An 18,894-nucleotide genomic window follows, 5' to 3' on the forward strand; every position below is an offset into this window, starting at 1 on the left:
CAATCATTGTGGGAAAGCCCCGCACCTTATGGTGCGGGGCTTTTCTGCGTTCAGGGGAAGAAAAATCGTTGCCGGTATCGGTGCGGGCCCCTTGGGAGCCCGCACCGTACGACGTCAGAGGCGGCCGGCGGCCTTCAGTGCGAGATAGGCGTCCGCCAGAGCGGGCGCGAGATTGTCAGGGGCGGCGTCCACGACCGTGACGCCGTGGCGGTGGAGCTGGTCCGCCGTACGGTGGCGCTGAGCCTGAGCCTGAGCCGCGGCAGCGGCCGCGTAGACGCCGTCGACCGTCCCCCGGCTCTCGGCCATCGCCGCGGTGTACGGGTCAGCGACCGAGGCAACCAGGACCGTGTGGCGCTGCGTGAGCTGGGGGAGGACCGGCAGCAGACCCTCCTCGATCGGGGCCGCGTCGAGGCTGGTGAGCAGAACGAGAAGAGAACGACGCGGGGCCCGTGCCAGCGCGGTGGCTGCAAGACCGCGGGCGTCCGTCTCCACCAGCTCCGGCTCGATCGGGGCGAGAGCGTTGACCATCGCGGACAGGACGTCACCCGCAGGGCGTCCCTGTACGTGGGCGCGGAGGCGGCGGTCGTAGGCCAGGAGGTCGACGCGGTCGCCCGCGCGCGAAGCGAGAGCCGTGAGGAGCAGTGCTGCATCCATCGCGGCGTCGAGGCGGGGGACGTCGCCGACGCGTCCGGCCGAGGTGCGACCGGTGTCCAGGACGATCAGGATGTGACGGTCGCGCTCCGGGCGCCAGGTGCGAACGGCGACCGTGGTCTGGCGTGCGGTGGCCCGCCAGTCGATCGAGCGGGTGTCGTCACCGGGGACGTACTCACGCAGGCTGTCGAATTCCGTGCCTTCACCGCGGGTGAGGACGCTGGTGCGGCCGTCGAGTTCGCGGAGCCGCGCCAGCCGTGACGGCAGATGCTTCCGGCTCGTGAACGGTGGCAGTACGCGGACCGTCCAGGGCACCTTGTGGCTGCCCTGTCGGGCGGCCAGGCCGAGAGGGCCGTATGAGCGGACGGTGATCCGTTCCGCGTGGCGATCGCCGCGGCGGGTCGGGCGCAGGGCCGTGCTGATCCGTCGGCGTTCGTCGGCGGGCACCGTCAGAATCTTCCGGGAGGCGGCCTGCTCGGTTCCCGTGGCCCAGCTGCTGGGCGGCCACGCATCGCGGAGCTGAGCGCGCAGGCGACGTCGGGAGGGGTTGGTGACGGTGAGCTGTACGTCCGCGCCGTCACCCAGTCGAACTGTTGTGTCACCGCTTCGGGTGAACTGCAGCGTTCGCACTGGCGCGGCCATCGCGTAGTCGCACAGAATTGCGAGTGAGAGAGGCGCGTTCACGGCGAGCATCCCCGTCCAGCTGGGGGCGAGGATGCCGACGGGGAGTGATCCGAGGGCGGCGAGCAGTGCGGTTCGTCCGGTGAGGGCCATGGGGCGCCGTTCTCAGCGGGGTACGGGGACGTGGGCGAGGATCGAGTTGATGACGGAGTCGGAGGTGACTCCTTCCATCTCGGCCTCGGGGCGCAGCTGGATGCGATGGCGCAGGGTGGGGAGGGCCAGGGCCTTCACATCGTCGGGGGTGACGTAGTCCCGGCCGGTGAGCCAGGCCCAGGCGCGGGCGGTGGAGAGCAGCGCTGTGGCCCCTCGGGGGGAGACACCGAGGGTGAGAGAGGGGGATTCACGCGTGGCACGGCAGATATCGACGACATAGCCGGCGATCTCGGGGGAGACCGAGGTCTTCGCGACGGCGGCGCGGGCGGCCTCGAGTTCGGCGGGACCGGCGACCGGGCGGACTCCGGCGGCCTGCAGGTCGCGGGGGTTGAATCCGTCGGCGTGCCGGGTCAGGACGCTGATCTCGTCCTCGCGGGAGGGCAGGGGGACCGTCAACTTGAGCAGGAAGCGGTCGAGCTGGGCCTCGGGGAGGGGGTAGGTGCCCTCGTACTCGACCGGGTTCTGCGTCGCGGCGACCAGGAACGGGTCGGGGAGCGGGCGAGGGGTGCCGTCGACGGTGACCTGGCGCTCTTCCATCGCCTCGAGGAGCGAGGACTGGGTCTTGGGAGGCGTGCGGTTGATCTCGTCGGCGAGCAGCAGGTTGGTGAAGACCGGGCCCGGCTGGAAGGAGAACTCGGCGGTACGGGCGTCGTAGACCAGAGAGCCGGTGATGTCGCTCGGCATCAGATCAGGGGTGAACTGGACGCGCTTGGTGTCGAGTTCGAGAGCGGCGGCGAGCGCACGGACAAGGAGGGTCTTGGCGACGCCGGGGACTCCTTCGAGGAGGACGTGGCCCCGGCAGAGAAGGGCGACGACGAGTCCGGTGACGGCGGGGTCCTGGCCGACCACGGCCTTCGCGATCTCGGTGCGCAGCGCCTCCAGGGAGGCGCGGGCGTTGTCCGAGTTCGTAGGGGTCTCGGGGGTCGGGGCGCTCATGAGGTGCGTACCTCTCTTTCGAGGGCGTCGAGTTGGTCCGCCAGGCGGATGAGAGTGGTGTCGTCGGCGGGAGCCGGGCCGAAGAGAAGGTCTCTGGGGTCTGCGGTGGTCTCGGGGAGACGGGCGGAGAGCGGGGGGAGCAGGGCCTCGGGGGAATGGGCGTCCCGGGAAGGGACGCCGAGGAGGGGTGCGATCCGGGTGCGGGTCGCGGTGCGCAGGACGGTCGCCGCGCGGTCGCGGGCGTTCGCCTTGCGATAGAGGCGGGCGCGGCCCTCGGTGGCCTCCGAGGCGCGGATGGCCACGGGAAGAGGTTCGGTCACCAGGGGGCCGAGGCGCCGGCCCCGCCAGATCGCGGCCAGGAGGGCGGCGACGGCGAGCTGGAGGGTGCCCCACAGCCAGCCCGAGGGGACGAGAGCGAGGAAGCCGTCGGCGGTGCTGTCCGGGGACTCGTTCTCGGGGTCGCCCTCGGTGGCGGAAACATCGGACAGGGAGGGGAGGTACCAGACGAGATGCGGGCGGGAGCCGAGGAGTTGAAGGGCGAGCGAGGCGTTGCCCTGCTGGTCGAGACGATCGTTGTAGAGGATGTCGGGAGAGCCGAGCAGGACGGTGTCGCCGGTGCCGGAGGTCTTGAGGCTGACCAGGGTCGGCAGACTGCCGCTGAGGTAGCAGGTATCGGCGCCCTTCGCGGCGGTGGTGTAGCGCTCGCCGCCGATGTCGACGCTGCCGGCGCGGACGGCGGCGGGCAGCGAGCAGCCGGGCTCACGGACCCGTACCGCGGTGCTGGTGGCGGTGCCGACGCCGGGTGCCAGGGTGGGGACGGAGGAGAGTCCGGCGCCCAGGAGGACGGTACGGCCGCCGGAGGCGGTCATGGTGGTGCGGAGGGTGCTCTGCTGCCGGGCGGTGAGGAGGTCGGGGGTGGTGACCAGAAGGGTGGTGTCGGCATCCGCGGCGGCGGTGGCCTCGTCCAGGGTGGTGGCCACGCGGAGGGTGACGCCCTGGGCCTTGAGGATCTCGGCGACGGCTCGGCTGCCGTCGGGGTCGGCGGAGCGCGGGTCGAGGCGGCCGTGGGCGTCGGCGGAACGCACGGTCGCCAGGACGATGCCGCCGATCAGGACCAGCGCCAGGACGAGGAGGACACCGCGGGCCCGGGTCCAGATCTGGCGCGGAGCGAGCGAGGTCGAGGTGGGGCTGGAGGCCGGCAAGGTCATTCGGGTGCCCCCGCGGAGGCGGTGTCGAGAGTGGGCCTGGTCCGCTCCAGGGACACGTCCAGCTCCTCGATGCGGCGGTATGCGGGCGCGTCGGCCGTGCGGCCGCCGTATGTGACGTCGTCGAAGGAGCGGGCGGCGGCACGGAGTTCGTCCGCGTGGGACGGGAGGGAACGGCCCGCCTCGGCGGCGGCCTCGTCGGCTGTCCGGCCGGGGCGCGGGTCGAGCAGGGCGCGCTCCTCCAGGGAGCGGACGACGGCCCGCATCCGTTCCTGGAGCGCCTGGTTCCAGCGGCCCGCGGCGGCATGCCGGGCGGCGGCGGTCCGGTGTTGGTCGGCCGTACGCGGCCCGTCCTCGAAGAGGGAGTCCGCGGTGGCGGGCACCCGATGGGGGGTGCCGAGACGCCACCAGAGCGCGGCGATCAGGGCGAGCGCCACCAGGACGATCGCGAGAAGTCCGAGCAGACCTCCGGGCGTTGCGCCGGAGGCCGCGTCGAAGAGTTCGCCGACCCACTCCCAGAAGCGGTCGAGAGCGCGTTCGAGCAGGTTGGGATCGTTCTCGTGGTACATCGGCTTGGACAGCTCCCGCTCGGCCGCCTCCCTGGCGGGTACGCGCGGGGTGTCCAATGGAATGTCGTCGGCGCGGATCATCACGCGCGCGGCGAACGTGCCCCCCGTGGCCGTCACCGCATCAGCTCCCGGACGTGGAGCCGGGGAGACCGGCGGCACGTGCGAGTTCGAGGTCCAGGGCCTCGCGGCGGATCCGCTGGTCCACGTAGAGGAGCACGGTCACGCCGGCGGAGATCGGGTAGGTGATCGAGCTGGTGATCACGCCGCCGATGCCGGTGATGATCAGGAACGCCCAGCCGAACTCGGGGTCGGAGCCGGAGAGGATGCCGCTGAAGCCCTCGCCGTCGGCGGCGATCCCGACGGTGGCGAACGGGATCGCGATGATCATCGCGACGATGAAGATCAGCAGCTGCGTCAGCAGTGTGATGCCGAAGATCCGCCACCACGCGCCCTGGACCAGCTTGGCGGAACGCTTCATCGAGTGGAGGACGCCCTGCCGCTCCAGCATCAGAGCGGGAGACGACAGGCTGAAACGGATCATCAGCCAGATGACGAGGACGAAGCCCGCCAGCCCGCCGATGCCCGCGAGCGCGGCGCCACCCTCATCGCCGAGCAGGAGCCCGGGCAGCATGCAGACGAACATGATCGCCGCGCTCATCAGCGGCAGCAGCAGGGTCAGACCGAGCAGCTGCAGCAGACGGGGACGGGCCTCCTGCCAGGCGGCACCGACGGAGACCGGGCGGCCCAGGACCGCACGGCTGATGACGACGGTGAGGAGTGCGGCGCTGACCAGCGTGGCCATCAGCATGATGAGGAACGCGGGGCCGAGGCCGATCAGGCTGGATCGCAGGGAGTCCAGGGCATGGTCGAGCTCCTCGGCGGGGGTCGCGTCCGGGTTGAGCGCGGGCGGCGCTGGGACGAGGTAGCGCTGGGCCAGGATCTCGGCGACCTGGGAGATCACCGCGACCGTGACGGAGACGGTGAGGACCGTGCGCCAGTACGTACGCAGCGTCGACACCGCGCCGTCGAGGATCTCGCCCATGCCGAGGGGGCGCAGCGGAATCACACCGGGCTTGGCGGCCGCCGGCTTGCCCCAGCCGCCGGGGCGGCCGGGGCCGCCCCATCCCTGACCGGGCTGGGGGACGGGGGCCTGGCCGGGGACCGGGGCCGAGGGGGCGGACCACTGACAGGCGGGCGGCTGATCCTTGGACCACTGAGGGGCGGAGCCGTTCGCGTCACCGGGCGTGGAGGGCCGGGGGACCCCGGAACCGTCCTGGCCGTCGGAGGGAGCAGATCCGGGCGAGGTCCAGCCCGGAGTGTCGTTCACGGTCGTCCACCTCGAGGAATGGTCGCGGGGCCGGTTCGGCGAGCCGGCGCGGTCACATCGGCCGACCGCCTTTCGGAGCGGCGGGCCGGGAGCCATCGTGCCACGAGGGGCCCGCCGGTGGTGGGGGCAGCTGTCTCCTTCTCCCCTTCATTGTGCGGGCTCCGGGGGGCAGACCGGGTGGATGTCTGATCAGTGCGCCCAAACCGTCGCGGCGACGGGTCCGGCGAGGGTGTGCGCGGCGAGGGCGAGCGAAGGGGGAGGGGGATCGGCGTCGCTCGGAGCGCGGAGGAGGGGAGCGCGGGGCGGGGGGCCGGAAGCGGTCCGAGCGGCTCCATGGGCCACGTGAGGCTGCTCAGGGTACGGTTCAGCTCAGCCACGGGGGCTACGGGGGTGACATCCATGTCTGGCATCAGCACCCACGGACACGGGCGACCGGCGGTGGACGATCACGGACGTCGCCGCTGGCCGGTGAGGTATCTCACCAGCCGCCTTGAGACTGATACGGAAATGGGATGATGTCGATATGAAGGGACGCGTTCTTGTCGTCGACGACGACACCGCACTGGCCGAGATGCTCGGGATCGTGCTGCGGGGTGAAGGGTTCGAGCCGTCGTTCGTAGCGGACGGCGACAAGGCGCTCGCCGCATTCCGTGAGGCCAAGCCGGACCTGGTGTTGCTGGACCTCATGCTGCCCGGAAGGGACGGTATCGAGGTGTGCCGGCTCATCAGGGCCGAGTCCGGTGTGCCCATCGTCATGCTGACGGCCAAGAGCGACACCGTCGACGTGGTCGTGGGACTCGAGTCCGGGGCGGACGACTACATCGTCAAGCCGTTCAAGCCGAAGGAGCTCGTCGCCCGTATCCGGGCGCGGCTGCGGAGGTCGGAGGAGCCCGCGCCCGAGCAGCTCACCATCGGCGACCTGGTCATCGATGTGGCCGGTCACTCGGTGAAGCGGGACGGGCAGTCCATCGCCCTGACACCGCTCGAGTTCGATCTGCTCGTCGCGCTGGCCCGTAAGCCGTGGCAGGTGTTCACCCGCGAGGTCCTGCTGGAGCAGGTCTGGGGCTACCGGCACGCGGCCGACACCCGGCTGGTGAACGTCCACGTCCAGCGGCTGCGCTCGAAGGTCGAGAAGGACCCCGAGCGCCCCGAGATCGTGGTGACCGTCCGCGGTGTCGGTTACAAGGCGGGGCCGAGCTGACATGAGTACAGGCAGTGCTGCTCCGAAGCCCGGCGAGCCGGGGGTCCGGTCGGGGCGGACTGCCGGACCGGGGCGGGGGGGCTCGCGATTCGGCCGTCTGCTCCATGGCGGGCGGCTGCTCCAGGACGGGGCACCGGGTGGCCCGGTGCTCCGGCTCTTCGCGCGCTGGGTACGCCGTCCGCTGCTGCCCGCCGTACGGCTGTGGCGGCGGAACATCCAGGTGCGGGTGGTCGCGGGCACCCTCCTCATGTCGCTCGGTGTGGTGCTGCTGCTCGGCCTGGTCGTCATCGGCCAGGTGCGCAACGGCCTCCTGGACGCCAAGGAGAGGGCCGCTCAGAGCCAGGCGGCCGGAGGGTTCTCGGCGGCGCAGGACCGCGCGGCGACCACGCCGTCCATTCCGGGCCAGCAGGACGGCGGCCGGGCGGGCGCGTCGGTGAACTGGCGCTCCACGCTGGTCGAGCAGCTCGCCAGCGGCGGCCAGAGCGCGTTCAACGTGGTCGCGCTCTCCCTGGAGGAGCCCGACGGGGCCGCGAGCCGCGGTGCCCGGGCATCGGGCGAGGTCGACCCCGCCACCAGCATCCCCGGTGAGCTGCGCCGCTCCGTGGCCCAGGGGGCCGGCACCTTCCAGACGTACACCCGGATCCACTACACCAACGGCAAGGGGTCCGAGCCGGGCCTGGTGGTCGGCAAGCGGCTCAACGACGCCGAGGGCACCCAGTACGAGCTGTACTACCTCTTCCCTCTGGCGCAGGAAGGGGACTCTCTCGCCCTGGTCAAGGGCACGCTGGCGACGGCCGGGCTGTTCGTGGTGGTGCTGCTCGGGGCCATCGCCTGGCTGGTGGTGCGCCAGATCGTCACGCCGGTGCGGATGGCGGCCGGGATCGTCGAGCGGCTCTCGGCCGGCCGGCTGCAGGAGCGGATGAAGGTCACCGGCGAGGACGACATCGCCCGGCTCGGGGAGGCCTTCAACAAGATGGCGCAGAGCCTCCAGCTCAAGATCCAGCAGCTGGAGGACCTCTCCCGGATGCAGCGGCGGTTCGTCTCGGACGTGTCGCACGAGCTGCGGACCCCGCTGACGACCGTGCGGATGGCGGCGGACGTCATCCATGAGGCACGCGTCGACTTCGACCCGATCACCGCGCGCTCCGCGGAGCTGCTCGGCGACCAGCTCGACCGCTTCGAGTCGCTCCTCTCCGATCTGCTGGAGATCAGCCGCTTCGACGCGGGAGCCGCGGCGCTGGAGGCCGAGCCGATAGACCTGCGGCAGGTCGTACGGCGGGTGATCGGCGGCGCGGAGCCGCTCGCCGAGCGCAAGGGCGGCCGGATCCTGGTCGTCGGTGACGAGCAGCCGGTGGTGGCCGAGGCGGACGCCCGGCGGGTCGAGCGGGTCCTGCGCAATCTCGTCGTCAACGCCGTGGAGCACGGTGAAGGCAAGGACGTCATCGTCAAGCTGGCCGCCGCGGGCGGAGCCGTCGCGATCGCCGTGCGCGACTACGGCGTGGGGCTCAAGCCGGGCGAGGCGACCCGGGTCTTCAACCGGTTCTGGCGTGCCGACCCGGCACGCGCGCGTACCACCGGCGGCACGGGTCTGGGCCTGTCCATCGCGGTGGAGGACGCGCGGCTGCACGGCGGCTGGCTCCAGGCATGGGGCGAGCCCGGGGGAGGCTCGCAGTTCCGGCTCACGCTGCCGCGTACGGCGGACGAGCCGTTGCGCGGGTCCCCGATCCCCCTGGAACCGGAGGACTCACGGCGCAATAGGGAGCAGTCGGCAGGACAGGCGGCGGAGCAGGCCGCAGAACGGGCGCGGGACGGTGCGGCGCGCCGGGTGTCGCTGCCCGTTCAGCCCGGCGCGCCGCGTCCGGCCCTGCACGTACCGCCGCGGATGCCGCCCGCGCCGCGGGCCACCGCGGATCCCACCGCCCTGCCCGGCAGTGGCGCACGGGTGGTGGCCAGGGCGTCGGCCGAGGCCGACAGCAGTGAGGCGATGGCGTCGAGGAACGCCGAGGGGGAGGACGGTTCACGTGGGCGCTGACGTCCGACGGAAGCGGAAGCGGAAGCGGGGGCGGACGGCCGGCGGGCACAGGGCGCGGACGAGTGTGCTGCTGGCCTGCGCAGGGCTCCTGATGGCCGGCTGCGCGACGATGCCCGACAGCGGGGACGTACGGAGCGTGAAGGCGTCCCATCCGGGCGACTCGCAGGTCCGGGTGTACGCGGTGCAGCCGCGGGAGAACGCCGAGCCCGACGAGATCGTCGACGGCTTCCTGGAGGCCATGACCAGTGACGACCCCGGCTTCGCCACGGCGCGGACGTATCTGACGAAGCAGGCCGCGCGCACCTGGAGGCCGGCGCAGAGCATCACGGTGCTCACCACCGCCCCCGACCGCAAGCAGGCCGAACGTCTGGCCGACCCCGAGAACCAGGGGCGGTCCTACCCGATCCGCGGCCGTCACATCGCGACCGTGGACTCCCGGCACGCCTACCGTCCGGTCAACCCCGTGGAGTACAAGGACTTCATCCACGTGGTGCAGCAGCCCGCCGCCGACGGCAAGGGCAAGGAGTGGCGCATCGACCACCTGCCGCCGGGTCTGGTGCTGAGCGAGGCCGACTTCCAGCGCAACTACCGCTCCGTCAACAAGTACTACTTCGCGTCGGGAGAGGACTGGGTCGTCGCCGACCCGGTCTTCATCCGGCAGCGGCAGGACCCGGTGACGCGGATGGATCCGGTGACCCAGACCGTCAAGGCGCTGCTGGAGGGGCCGACGAACTGGCTGAAGCCTTCGGTCGATTCGCGTTTCCCCTCCGGTACGCAGCTGAAGGAGGGCGTCACCTCGCTCGCGACGGACGACCAGTCCACGCTGAAGGTGCCGCTCAACGCCAAGGCCGACCACGTGGGCGGCGAGGTGTGCCGGCGGATGGCGGCTCAGTTGCTGTTCACCCTGGGCGGGCTGACGTCCGTTCGGGTCGAGCAGGTGGAGCTGCAGCGGGCCGACGGCGATCGGCTGTGCGTGCTGTCCAAGGCGCAGGCGGAGGAGTTCGCGGCGGTGCGTGACTCGGGCAGGGCGGAGAACCCGTTCTTCGTCGACGAGAACGGCACGCTGATGGCGATGCCGGTCGGCGGCAAGGCGGACACGCCGGCGGACGAGACGCTGGGGCCGTTCGGCAAGGGTGAGATGCCGCTGCGCTCGGTCGCCGTGGACCGTGACGAGAGCCGGGCGGCCGGCGTGAGCAAGGACGGCAAGGAGCTGCGCGTGGCGTCGATCCTGTCCGACCAGGACCTCCGCCCCGCGCTCGTGACGAGTCGCGCGGTCCGGCCCGAGGACCGGTTGTCCGCCCCGAGCTGGGACGGCCGGGGCGATCTGTGGGTGGCCGACCGCGACCCCGTGAAGCCACGCCTGTGGATGGTGCCGGACGGTGAGGGCGAGCCCGTCGAGGTGCGTGCGCCCTGGCTGACGGACGGGGCCCGCGTCGAGTCCCTGCGGGTCTCCGCCGACGGCGTGCGGATCGCTCTCCTGCTGAAGGAGAAGGACGGCGGCACCACTCTGAGGATCGGTCGGGTGGAGCGTGAGACCGGCCCGGGGCAGGCAGTGTCGGTCGTGGACCTGCAGCCCGTGGCGCCGCGGATGGAGACGGTCACGGCCGTGTCCTGGGCGGGGCCGAGCAGGCTGGTCGTGGTCGGCAAGGAGGCCGACGGCGTGCAGCAGATCCGTTACGTCCAGACGGACGGGGCCACCTCGGCGACCTCGGTCCTGCCGGGTGTGAACGGGGTGACCGCGGTGTCCGCTCCGCACGACGACCGTGCTCCGGTGGTGGCGGATTCGGGCAACGACGGCATCGTCCGGCTGATGGCGGGCGCGAACTGGCAGCGGATGGTCAAGGTCCTGGGTTCCTCGCCGGTCTACCCGGGCTGACCCCTGGCCGGCGTTGTCCACAGGGGTGGCAGCGGGGGGCCGGCGGGAGGACAGTGGATCCATGCGGGGGTGGTGGCGCGAGATCGCCGGATTGGTGCTGCCGGTCGCCTGCGGGGGCTGCGGCAGACCGCGCAGCGAGCTGTGTCCGTCGTGCCGGGCGGAGTTGGAAGGACCCGGGCCGCGCCGTGTCCGTCCCGTTCCCGAGCCGGCCGGACTGCCGGCGGTGCACGCTGTGGCGCCTTACGCCGATGCCGTACGGTCCGTGCTCCTCGCCCACAAGGAGCGGGGCGCGCTTCCCCTCGCCGGACCCCTGGGCTCCGCGCTGGCCGCCGCCGTGGAGGCCGCTGCGGGGTGCTGGGGCGACTGCGAGGGCGGTCCCCTTCTCCTCGTACCGGTGCCCTCCTCGCGGCGCTCGGTGCGGGCGCGTGGACATGATCCGACCCGGCGGATCGCCATGGCCGCGGCGGGCCGGTTGCGCCGTCGGGGGCGGGCCGCCCGGGTGATTCCGGTGCTGCGTCAGCGCCGGACGGTGGCCGACCAGGCGGGGCTCGGTGCCCGTGGGCGGCTTGCCAACCTGGCCGGGGCGCTGGAGGTCGTGGCGGGTGGCGAGCGGCTCGTCGCGGACGGGCGGGTGGTGCTGGTGGACGATCTGATGACCACGGGGGCCTCGCTCGCCGAGGCCGCGCGGGCACTGCGTGCCGTGCGTCCGCCGGGCATTCCGGGATTGCGCGGGGGCGTGACGGAAACACGATTCGTACAGCCGGCGGCGGCTGTAGTCGCATGCTCTCCCACGTCGTTCGAAATAAACCGGAACTGACCGGGATCTTGCGTCGTTGCAGGTGGTAAGAGGTGAGAACACCCGAACGGAGGTAAGTGGCGGCAGCGGGTGCCGACACCCGGCCGAACGAGCTATGTTCGGTTGTGAGGAATGGCGAATGCTACGCCTCACCGAATGCACGGGTGCGCCTACAGGACAGGAGTTCAAGGCGAATTAACCTCAGGTTGGTGGGGTGGGGATCTTGCCGACTGGGGAGGAGGAGGTGAAAGTCGCCAAGTCCGAGGCTCCGGCATTCACCGGAGTCTGGTGCAAAGGGAGATGCTCAGCGGCCCAGGAGCCGTCCTGAGCGATCCGGGAACGGAGTTCTGCGTGGACATCGTCGTCAAGGGCCGCAAGACCGAGGTGCCCGAGCGGTTCCGCAAGCACGTGGCCGAGAAGCTGAAGCTGGAGAAGATCCAGAAGCTCGACGGCAAGGTGATCAGCCTCGACGTCGAGGTGTCCAAGGAGCACAACCCGCGGCAGGCCGACAGGTCCGACCGTGTGGAGATCACCCTCCACTCCCGAGGCCCGGTGATCCGGGCGGAAGCGGCAGCAGGCGACCCGTACGCAGCGCTCGACCTCGCCAGCGACAAGCTGGAGGCACGACTGCGCAAGCAGCACGACAAGCGGCACACCCGCCGTGGCAGCGGCAGGCTCTCGGCGGCCGAGGTCGCCGACGTGGTGCCGGGCGTCGCCCAGCTGAACGGAAGCGGCCAGCCCGTGGGTGAGGAGACCCAGGCGGTGCCCACCACGATGATGGGCTCGCTCGAAGTGCAGGGCGAAGGGCCGCTGGTGGTCCGCGAGAAGACCCACCGGGCCGCTCCCATGACACTCGACCAGGCGCTCTACGAGATGGAGCTGGTCGGGCACGACTTCTATCTGTTCGTCGACTCCGACAACAAGCAGCCGAGTGTCGTCTACCGGCGACACGCGTACGACTACGGCGTCATCCATTTGGAGAGTGACCCGCTCGCCGAAGGCGGCGGTGCCGGTGGTGCCCTCGGCGGCTGACCCGCAGCCGCACACACCCCATCCACTTGTCCGTCACGGTGCCCCTGGAGCGCCCCTTGCGCCCCCCAGGGGCACCCCCGTGCGACCACGGGATCACCACGCTGCCGTCCGGGCATGAAATCATGGCGTGCACGCCAACCACTGCTCCAAGAGCACTGGTTGGAGGACCGACCACGAATTCAGGCCACGGCCTTCAGGGGGAGGAACGATGGCGGACAGCTTCGGGCCGGTGCACAGCGGGCGGGAGCCCGATTGCGCGGCTACCCCGGAGGGATCGGATTCGGACAACGGCGAGACCCGCCGGGAGCCCATCCGGGTCCTCGTGGTGGACGACCATGCCCTTTTCCGGCGGGGCCTGGAGATCGTCCTCGCCCAGGAGGAGGACATCCAGGTCGTCGGCGAGGCCGGTGACGGGGCCGAGGCCGTGGACAAGGCAGCCGATCTGCTGCCGGATATCGTGCTGATGGATGTCCGTATGCCGAAGCGCGGCGGTATCGAGGCCTGCACCTCCATCAAGGAGGTGGCCCCCAGCGCGAAGATCATCATGCTGACGATCAGCGACGAGGAGGCCGATCTCTACGACGCGATCAAGGCGGGCGCGACCGGTTATCTCCTCAAGGAGATCTCCACCGACGAGGTCGCCACCGCCATTCGCGCCGTGGCCGACGGCCAGTCGCAGATCAGCCCGTCGATGGCGTCCAAGCTCCTCACCGAGTTCAAGTCGATGATCCAGCGGACCGACGAGCGTCGGCTCGTACCCGCGCCCCGGCTGACCGACCGCGAGCTGGAAGTCCTCAAGCTCGTGGCGACCGGGATGAACAACCGGGACATCGCCAAGGAATTGTTCATCTCCGAGAACACCGTGAAGAACCACGTCCGCAACATCCTGGAGAAGCTGCAGCTGCACTCCCGGATGGAGGCGGTCGTCTACGCGATGCGGGAGAAGATCCTCGAGATCAGGTAGGCCGTCAGGCGAGCGCCGCGGTGAGGGGGGCGGCCAGCTCCGGGCGGTCCGCCCGCTCGATCCGTACCGTGTCGCAGCCCACCCACTCGGCCGCCTCCCGCAGCGCCCGCGCCATCGGCTCGACCGCCTGCACCGAGTCCAGGGACACCTGCTTGGCCACCAGCGTCCTGCCCTCACGGGCCGGATCGACCCGGCCGAGGAGCCGGCCGCCCGCGAGCAGCGGCATCGCGAAGTAGCCGTGCACCCGCTTCTGCTTCGGGACGTACGCCTCCAGGCGGTGCGTGAAGCCGAAGATCCGTTCGGTGCGCGCCCGCTCCCAGATCAGCGAGTCGAACGGCGACAGCAGCGTCGTACGGTGCCGACCGCGCGGCTCGGTCGCCAGCGCCGCCGGGTCGGCCCAGGCCGGCTTGGCCCAGCCGGCCACCGTGACCGGGACGAGCCCGGAGGCCTCGACCACCGCGTCGAAGGCCTCGCCCTTGATCCGGTGGTAGTCGGCGATGTCCGCACGCGTCCCCACCCCCAGCGCCTCGCCCGCCTGCCGCACCAGCCGCCGCAGGCACTCGGTGTCGTCCAGATCGTCGTGGAGCAGCGCCTCCGGGATCGCCCGCTCGGCCAGGTCGTAGACCCGCTTCCAGCCGCGCCGCTCGGTGCACACCACCTCGCCGTACATCAGCGCCCGCTCGACGGCGATCTTCGATTCGGACCAGTCCCACCATTCGCCCTTGTTCTTCGCGCCGCCGAGCTCCGTCGCCGTCTGCGGACCCTCCGCCCGCAGCTGCTTGATCACCGCGTCGTACGCACCGTCCGGCAGGTCGTGGTGCCAGTGCGGGCGATCGCGGTAGGCGCGGCGGCGGAAGGCGAAGAGCGGCCACTCCTCGACCGGCAGGATGCAGGCCGCGTGCGACCAGTACTCGAAGGCGTGCCCCTCGGTCCAGTACGCGTCCTCGACCGTCGTACGGCCCACCGCACCCAGCCGTGCGTACGGGATGAGCTCGTGCGAGCGCGCCAGGACGGAGATCGTGTCGAGCTGGACCTGGCCGAGGTGCCGCAGCACACCACGCACACCGGCCCGCCGGTCGGGCGCGCCCAGGAATCCCTGGGCGCGCAGCGCGATGCGGCGGGCTTCGTCGGCGGACAGTTCGGCAACGGGCGGCGGCGCAGTCGTCATGGTCGGCACCCTAGAGGGCGCCACTGACAACCGGACCGGGCTTGTCACAGCCGGACCCGGCCCCGCCTCGGCTGGCCTCGCAGCGGGCGGCCCCGGGCCGGGCGGAGCGCCCATCGGACCGGGCAGCCCGGCCGGCCTTGCACCAAGGCGGTCCCCGGCGCCGCCGGTCCCGGCCGGGGCGCCCTTCAGCCTTCGGCCGGCAGATACGGCAGCGGGCTCGGCAGGCCCAGGTCGGACGGGAGCAGGGAGGCCACCCAGCAGTCCCGGAGCGTGCCCTTGTTGGGGAGGCCCGCCCGCTGGACGCCCTCCATCCGGAATCCGCTCCGCTCGGCCACCGTGCGCGAGCCCACGTTGCCGATCTCCGCGCGCCACACCAGACGGTGACAGCCCCCCTCGGTGAAGGCCCATCGGGCCAGCGCGCCCACGGCCTCCGTCATGTAGCCCCGGGCGCGGTGCTCCTTCGCGACCCAGAACCCGACCTCCCGGACGCCCGGACCGCGGTCGTGCAGTCCTGCCGCGGCGATCAGCGGCCCGCCGTCCATGGGTTCGACGGCGAAGGTGTACTCCAGGTCGTCGCGCCATCCCTCCGGCACGATCCGGTCCAGGAAGTACGAGGCGTCCTGGTGGGTGTACGGCGAGGGCACCGTCGTCCAGCGCTGGATGTCGGGGTCCTGGCAGGCGGCGAAGACCGCCGCCACGTCCTCCGGAACGAAGGGGCGCAGCCTCAGGCGGTCCGTGGTCAAGGTGATCGGCTCCATGACGGGATTGTGGTGACCCGGGCCCGCGGACGCGAACACTTTTCGGACCCGGCGGCACCTTCCACGCACCTCGTGCGTTCTCTTTGGGGGCGGCAGTGGTCCTCCGGCACTGCGGGCCTCCCGACGCGGCGGCGGTCTCGCTTACGATGGCCGTTGCGGTGGGGACCACCTGCCGTGCCCGCGCCCGAGTCATGACAAGACCCAGTGCCAGGCCCGACCGGCAAGGAGACCAGCCTCAGTGTCCGTCTTCAACAAGCTCATGCGTGCAGGCGAAGGCAAGATCCTGCGCAAACTGCACCGCATCGCGGACCAGGTCAACTCCATCGAAGAGGACTTCGTCAACCTCTCCGACGCCGAGTTGCGGGCGCTCACCGAGGAGTACAAGCAGCGGTACGCCGACGGTGAGAGCCTCGACGACCTGCTCCCCGAGGCCTTCGCGACCGTCCGCGAGGGCGCCAAGCGCGTCCTCGGCCAGCGCCATTACGACGTCCAGCTGATGGGCGGCGCGGCCCTCCACCTCGGCTACGTGGCCGAGATGAAGACCGGTGAGGGCAAGACCCTCGTCGGCACGCTTCCCGCGTATCTGAACGCGCTCTCCGGCAAGGGCGTGCACCTGATCACGGTCAACGACTACCTCGCCGAGCGCGACTCCGAGCTGATGGGCCGGGTCCACAAGTTCCTGGGCCTGTCCGTCGGCTGCATCCTGGCGAACATGACTCCGGCCCAGCGCCGTGAGCAGTACGCCTGTGACATCACGTACGGCACGAACAACGAGTTCGGTTTCGACTACCTGCGCGACAACATGGCGTGGTCCAAGGACGAGCTCGTCCAGCGCGGCCACAACTACGCCTGTGTCGACGAGGTCGACTCCATCCTGGTCGACGAGGCCCGTACGCCGCTGATCATCTCCGGCCCGGCCGACCAGGCCACGAAGTGGTACGGCGACTTCGCGAAGCTGGTGACCCGCCTCACCAGGGGTGAGGCCGGAAACGCGCTGAAGGGCATCGAGGAGACCGGCGACTACGAGGTCGACGAGAAGAAGCGGACCGTCGGCATCCACGAGTCCGGCGTCGCCAAGGTCGAGGACTGGCTCGGCATCGACAACCTCTACGAGTCGGTGAACACCCCCCTCGTCGGCTACCTGAACAACGCCATCAAGGCCAAGGAACTCTTCAAGAAGGACAAGGACTACGTCGTCATCGACGGCGAAGTCATGATCGTCGACGAGCACACCGGCCGTATCCTCGCCGGCCGCCGCTACAACGAGGGCATGCACCAGGCGATCGAGGCGAAGGAAGGGGTGGACATCAAGGACGAGAACCAGACGCTCGCCACGATCACCCTCCAGAACTTCTTCCGCCTCTACGACAAGCTCTCCGGCATGACCGGTACGGCCATGACCGAGGCCGCCGAGTTCCACCAGATCTACAAGCTCGGTGTCGTCCCGATCCCGACGAACAAGCCGATGGTCCGCAAGGACCAGTCGGACCTGATCTACCGCACCGAGGTCGCCAAGTTCGCGGCCGTCGTCGACGACATCGCGGAGAAGCACGAGAAGGGCCAGCCGATCCTCGTCGGTACGACGTCGGTCGAGAAGTCCGAGTACCTCTCGCAGCAGCTCTCCAAGCGCGGCATCCAGCACGAGGTGCTCAACGCCAAGCAGCACGACCGGGAGGCGACGATCGTCGCCCAGGCCGGCCGTAAGGGCGCCGTCACCGTCGCGACGAACATGGCCGGCCGAGGCACCGACATCAAGCTCGGCGGCAACCCGGACGACCTCGCCGAGGCGGAGCTGCGCCAGGCCGGGCTGGACCCGGTCGAGCACGCCGAGGAGTGGGCCGCGGCCCTCCCCGACGCCCTGGAGCGCGCCGAGAAGGCCGTCAAGGCGGAGTTCGAGGAGGTCAAGTCGCTCGGCGGGCTGTACGTGCTCGGCACGGAGCGCCACGAGTCGCGCCGTATCGACAACCAGCTGCGCGGCCGTTCCGGCCGTCAGGGCGACCCGGGCGAGTCCCGCTTCTACCTCTCCCTCGGCGACGACCTGATGCGCCTGTTCAAGGCCCAGATGGTCGAGCGCGTCATGGCCATGGCCAACGTGCCGGACGACGTCCCGATCGAGAACAAGATGGTCACCCGCGCCATCGCCTCCGCGCAGTCCCAGGTGGAGACCCAGAACTTCGAGACGCGTAAGAACGTCCTGAAGTACGACGAGGTCCTCAACCGCCAGCGCGAGGTCATCTACGGTGAGCGCCGCCGCGTCCTGGAGGGCGAGGACCTGCACGAGCAGATCCGTCACTTCATGGACGACACGATCGACGACTACATCCGCCAGGAGACCGCCGAGGGCTTCGCGGAGGAGTGGGACCTCGACCGGCTGTGGACCGCGTTCAAGCAGCTCTACCCGGTGAAGGTCACCGTGGAGGAGCTGGAGGAGGCGGCCGGCGACCGTGCGGGCATCACCGCCGAGTTCATCGCCGAGTCCGTCAAGGACGACATCCACGAGCAGTACGAAGCCCGTGAGAAGTCGCTCGGCTCGGACATCATGCGTGAGCTGGAGCGCCGGGTCGTCCTCTCCGTGCTCGACCGCAAGTGGCGCGAGCACCTCTACGAGATGGACTACCTCCAGGAGGGCATCGGCCTGCGCGCGATGGCGCAGAAGGACCCGCTGGTCGAGTACCAGCGCGAGGGCTTCGACATGTTCACCGCGATGATGGAGGGCATCAAGGAGGAGTCCGTCGGCTACCTGTTCAACCTGGAGGTCCAGGTCGAGCAGCAGGTCGAGGAGGTCCCGGTGCAGGACGCGGTCCCCTCGCTCAGCAAGGAGGCGCCCGCCGCTGTGGCCGGTGCCGGGCGCCCGGAGATCCGCGCCAAGGGTCTTGAGGCCCCGCAGCGGCCGGACCGCCTGCACTTCACCGCTCCCAAGGTGGACGGCGAGGGCAGCATCGTCGAGGGTGATTTCATCAGCGACGACGCCGCCGGTGGCGACGGTCTGACGCGCGCGGAGCGCCGCAAGGCGCAGAAGAGCAGCGGCGGTCGGCGCCGCAAGAAGTAGGACGGACGATCAAAGGGGCCGGGCACCTGGTGAGGTGGCCGGCCCCTCCGTCATGTCCCCCCAGTCATGTCCCCCGTCATGTCCGGGCTGCGGGGCGGCCCTGGGCGGGCACGCGCGCGTGGAGGCCGTCCAGCTCGATCGCGGCGCAGCGCCAGCGGCGGTCGGCCCCTTGCTCCAGGCGGAACGCCATGGCCCTCACCCAGCCTCCGCCGACGGCGATGACCGCGAAGGCCTCGACGGCGCCCGGTCGCGGCTGGACGGCGCAGCGGCGGATCACCGGGCGGGCGCCGTGGGTCCTGAGCGGGCTTTGCGGGGCGAGCTGGACGAGCTGTTCGTACGCCTCGCCGACGGTCTGGCCGAGCATCCAGTGGACGGGCCGCTCGCCGCTCAGGACGGCCAGCAGGCGCTCCGCGAAGACCGCGTGCGGGGGAAGGGCCCGGGGCGCCGTACGAGGGCGTGTGGCGCTCGGCAGGCGGGCCGGGCCGGTGGGGGTCGC

The 18,894-nt window shown here is 71.0% G+C and carries 15 protein-coding genes; 7 read left to right on the forward strand and 8 right to left on the reverse strand.

Annotated features, from left to right (window positions below; genetic code table 11):
- Positions 1 to 114 precede the first annotated feature (114 nt).
- Genes J7E93_RS22585 through J7E93_RS22605 form a run of 5 tightly spaced genes read right to left on the reverse strand, consistent with a single transcriptional unit; the run spans position 115 to position 5,522 of the window.
- On the reverse strand, positions 115 to 1,425 hold the full coding sequence (locus tag J7E93_RS22585; RefSeq protein ID WP_215071754.1) for a DUF58 domain-containing protein: 1,311 nt from the start codon (positions 1,423 to 1,425) through the stop codon (positions 115 to 117).
- 12 nt (positions 1,426 to 1,437) lie between these two features.
- Entirely contained in the window at positions 1,438 to 2,421 is a 984-nt protein-coding gene (locus tag J7E93_RS22590; protein WP_215071755.1) for a MoxR family ATPase, read from the reverse strand.
- Positions 2,418 to 3,629 (reverse strand): DUF4350 domain-containing protein, encoded by a 1,212-nt coding sequence (locus tag J7E93_RS22595; RefSeq protein ID WP_215071756.1) that lies wholly within the window; start codon positions 3,627 to 3,629, stop codon positions 2,418 to 2,420. Before J7E93_RS22595 ends, J7E93_RS22590 begins: the two co-directional genes overlap by 4 nt.
- Positions 3,626 to 4,312 (reverse strand): DUF4129 domain-containing protein, encoded by a 687-nt coding sequence (locus J7E93_RS22600; RefSeq protein ID WP_374105418.1) that lies wholly within the window; start codon positions 4,310 to 4,312, stop codon positions 3,626 to 3,628. Before J7E93_RS22600 ends, J7E93_RS22595 begins: the two co-directional genes overlap by 4 nt.
- Positions 4,313 to 4,316: 4 nt before the next feature.
- Positions 4,317 to 5,522 (reverse strand): hypothetical protein, encoded by a 1,206-nt coding sequence (locus J7E93_RS22605; RefSeq protein WP_215071757.1) that lies wholly within the window; start codon positions 5,520 to 5,522, stop codon positions 4,317 to 4,319.
- A gap of 523 nt (positions 5,523 to 6,045) precedes the next feature.
- Between J7E93_RS22605 and mtrA the strand changes: the two genes are divergently transcribed.
- The 6 genes from mtrA to J7E93_RS22635 all read left to right on the forward strand — a co-directional run bounded on the left by mtrA (position 6,046) and on the right by J7E93_RS22635 (position 13,423).
- Positions 6,046 to 6,723: a two-component system response regulator MtrA gene (mtrA, locus tag J7E93_RS22610; protein WP_010356958.1), complete on the forward strand. Its 678-nt coding sequence runs from the start codon at positions 6,046 to 6,048 to the stop codon at positions 6,721 to 6,723.
- A 1-nt stretch (position 6,724) separates the two neighbouring features.
- Positions 6,725 to 8,755, forward strand: a complete 2,031-nt coding sequence (gene mtrB / locus J7E93_RS22615) for an MtrAB system histidine kinase MtrB (protein WP_215071758.1) — start codon at positions 6,725 to 6,727, stop codon at positions 8,753 to 8,755.
- Positions 8,745 to 10,631, forward strand: coding sequence for an LpqB family beta-propeller domain-containing protein (locus J7E93_RS22620; RefSeq protein WP_374105419.1), 1,887 nt, complete (start codon positions 8,745 to 8,747; stop codon positions 10,629 to 10,631). Before mtrB ends, J7E93_RS22620 begins: the two co-directional genes overlap by 11 nt.
- Positions 10,632 to 10,692: 61 nt before the next feature.
- A complete protein-coding gene (locus tag J7E93_RS22625) occupies positions 10,693 to 11,448 on the forward strand; it encodes a ComF family protein (protein WP_215071759.1) in 756 nt (251 codons plus the stop codon).
- A 330-nt stretch (positions 11,449 to 11,778) separates the two neighbouring features.
- On the forward strand, positions 11,779 to 12,459 hold the full coding sequence (gene hpf, locus J7E93_RS22630; protein WP_374105421.1) for a ribosome hibernation-promoting factor, HPF/YfiA family: 681 nt from the start codon (positions 11,779 to 11,781) through the stop codon (positions 12,457 to 12,459).
- Positions 12,460 to 12,667: 208 nt separating this feature from the next.
- The gene (locus tag J7E93_RS22635) at positions 12,668 to 13,423 is read left to right on the forward strand and encodes a response regulator transcription factor (protein ID WP_215071761.1); all 756 of its coding nucleotides are present in this window, start codon (positions 12,668 to 12,670) and stop codon (positions 13,421 to 13,423) included.
- Positions 13,424 to 13,427: 4 nt separating this feature from the next.
- On the opposite strand, the gene J7E93_RS22640 is transcribed toward J7E93_RS22635, so the two are convergent.
- Both J7E93_RS22640 and J7E93_RS22645 read right to left on the reverse strand, forming a co-directional pair.
- Positions 13,428 to 14,591, reverse strand: a complete 1,164-nt coding sequence (locus tag J7E93_RS22640; RefSeq protein WP_215071762.1) for a winged helix-turn-helix domain-containing protein — start codon at positions 14,589 to 14,591, stop codon at positions 13,428 to 13,430.
- 185 nt (positions 14,592 to 14,776) lie between these two features.
- Complete coding sequence (locus J7E93_RS22645) at positions 14,777 to 15,349, reverse strand: GNAT family N-acetyltransferase (RefSeq protein WP_215071763.1); 573 nt, start codon at positions 15,347 to 15,349, stop codon at positions 14,777 to 14,779.
- Between the two features lie 238 nt (positions 15,350 to 15,587).
- Between J7E93_RS22645 and secA the strand changes: the two genes are divergently transcribed.
- Positions 15,588 to 18,398, forward strand: coding sequence for a preprotein translocase subunit SecA (secA, locus tag J7E93_RS22650; protein ID WP_215071764.1), 2,811 nt, complete (start codon positions 15,588 to 15,590; stop codon positions 18,396 to 18,398).
- Between the two features lie 76 nt (positions 18,399 to 18,474).
- Here secA and J7E93_RS22655 read toward each other — a convergent pair.
- On the reverse strand, positions 18,475 to 18,894 hold a 420-nt coding region (locus tag J7E93_RS22655; RefSeq protein WP_374105420.1), incomplete at its 5' end, for an Rv3235 family protein.

It is taken from the genome of Streptomyces sp. ISL-36, assembly GCF_018614205.1.
In the GTDB taxonomy this organism is placed as follows: domain Bacteria; phylum Actinomycetota; class Actinomycetes; order Streptomycetales; family Streptomycetaceae; genus Streptomyces.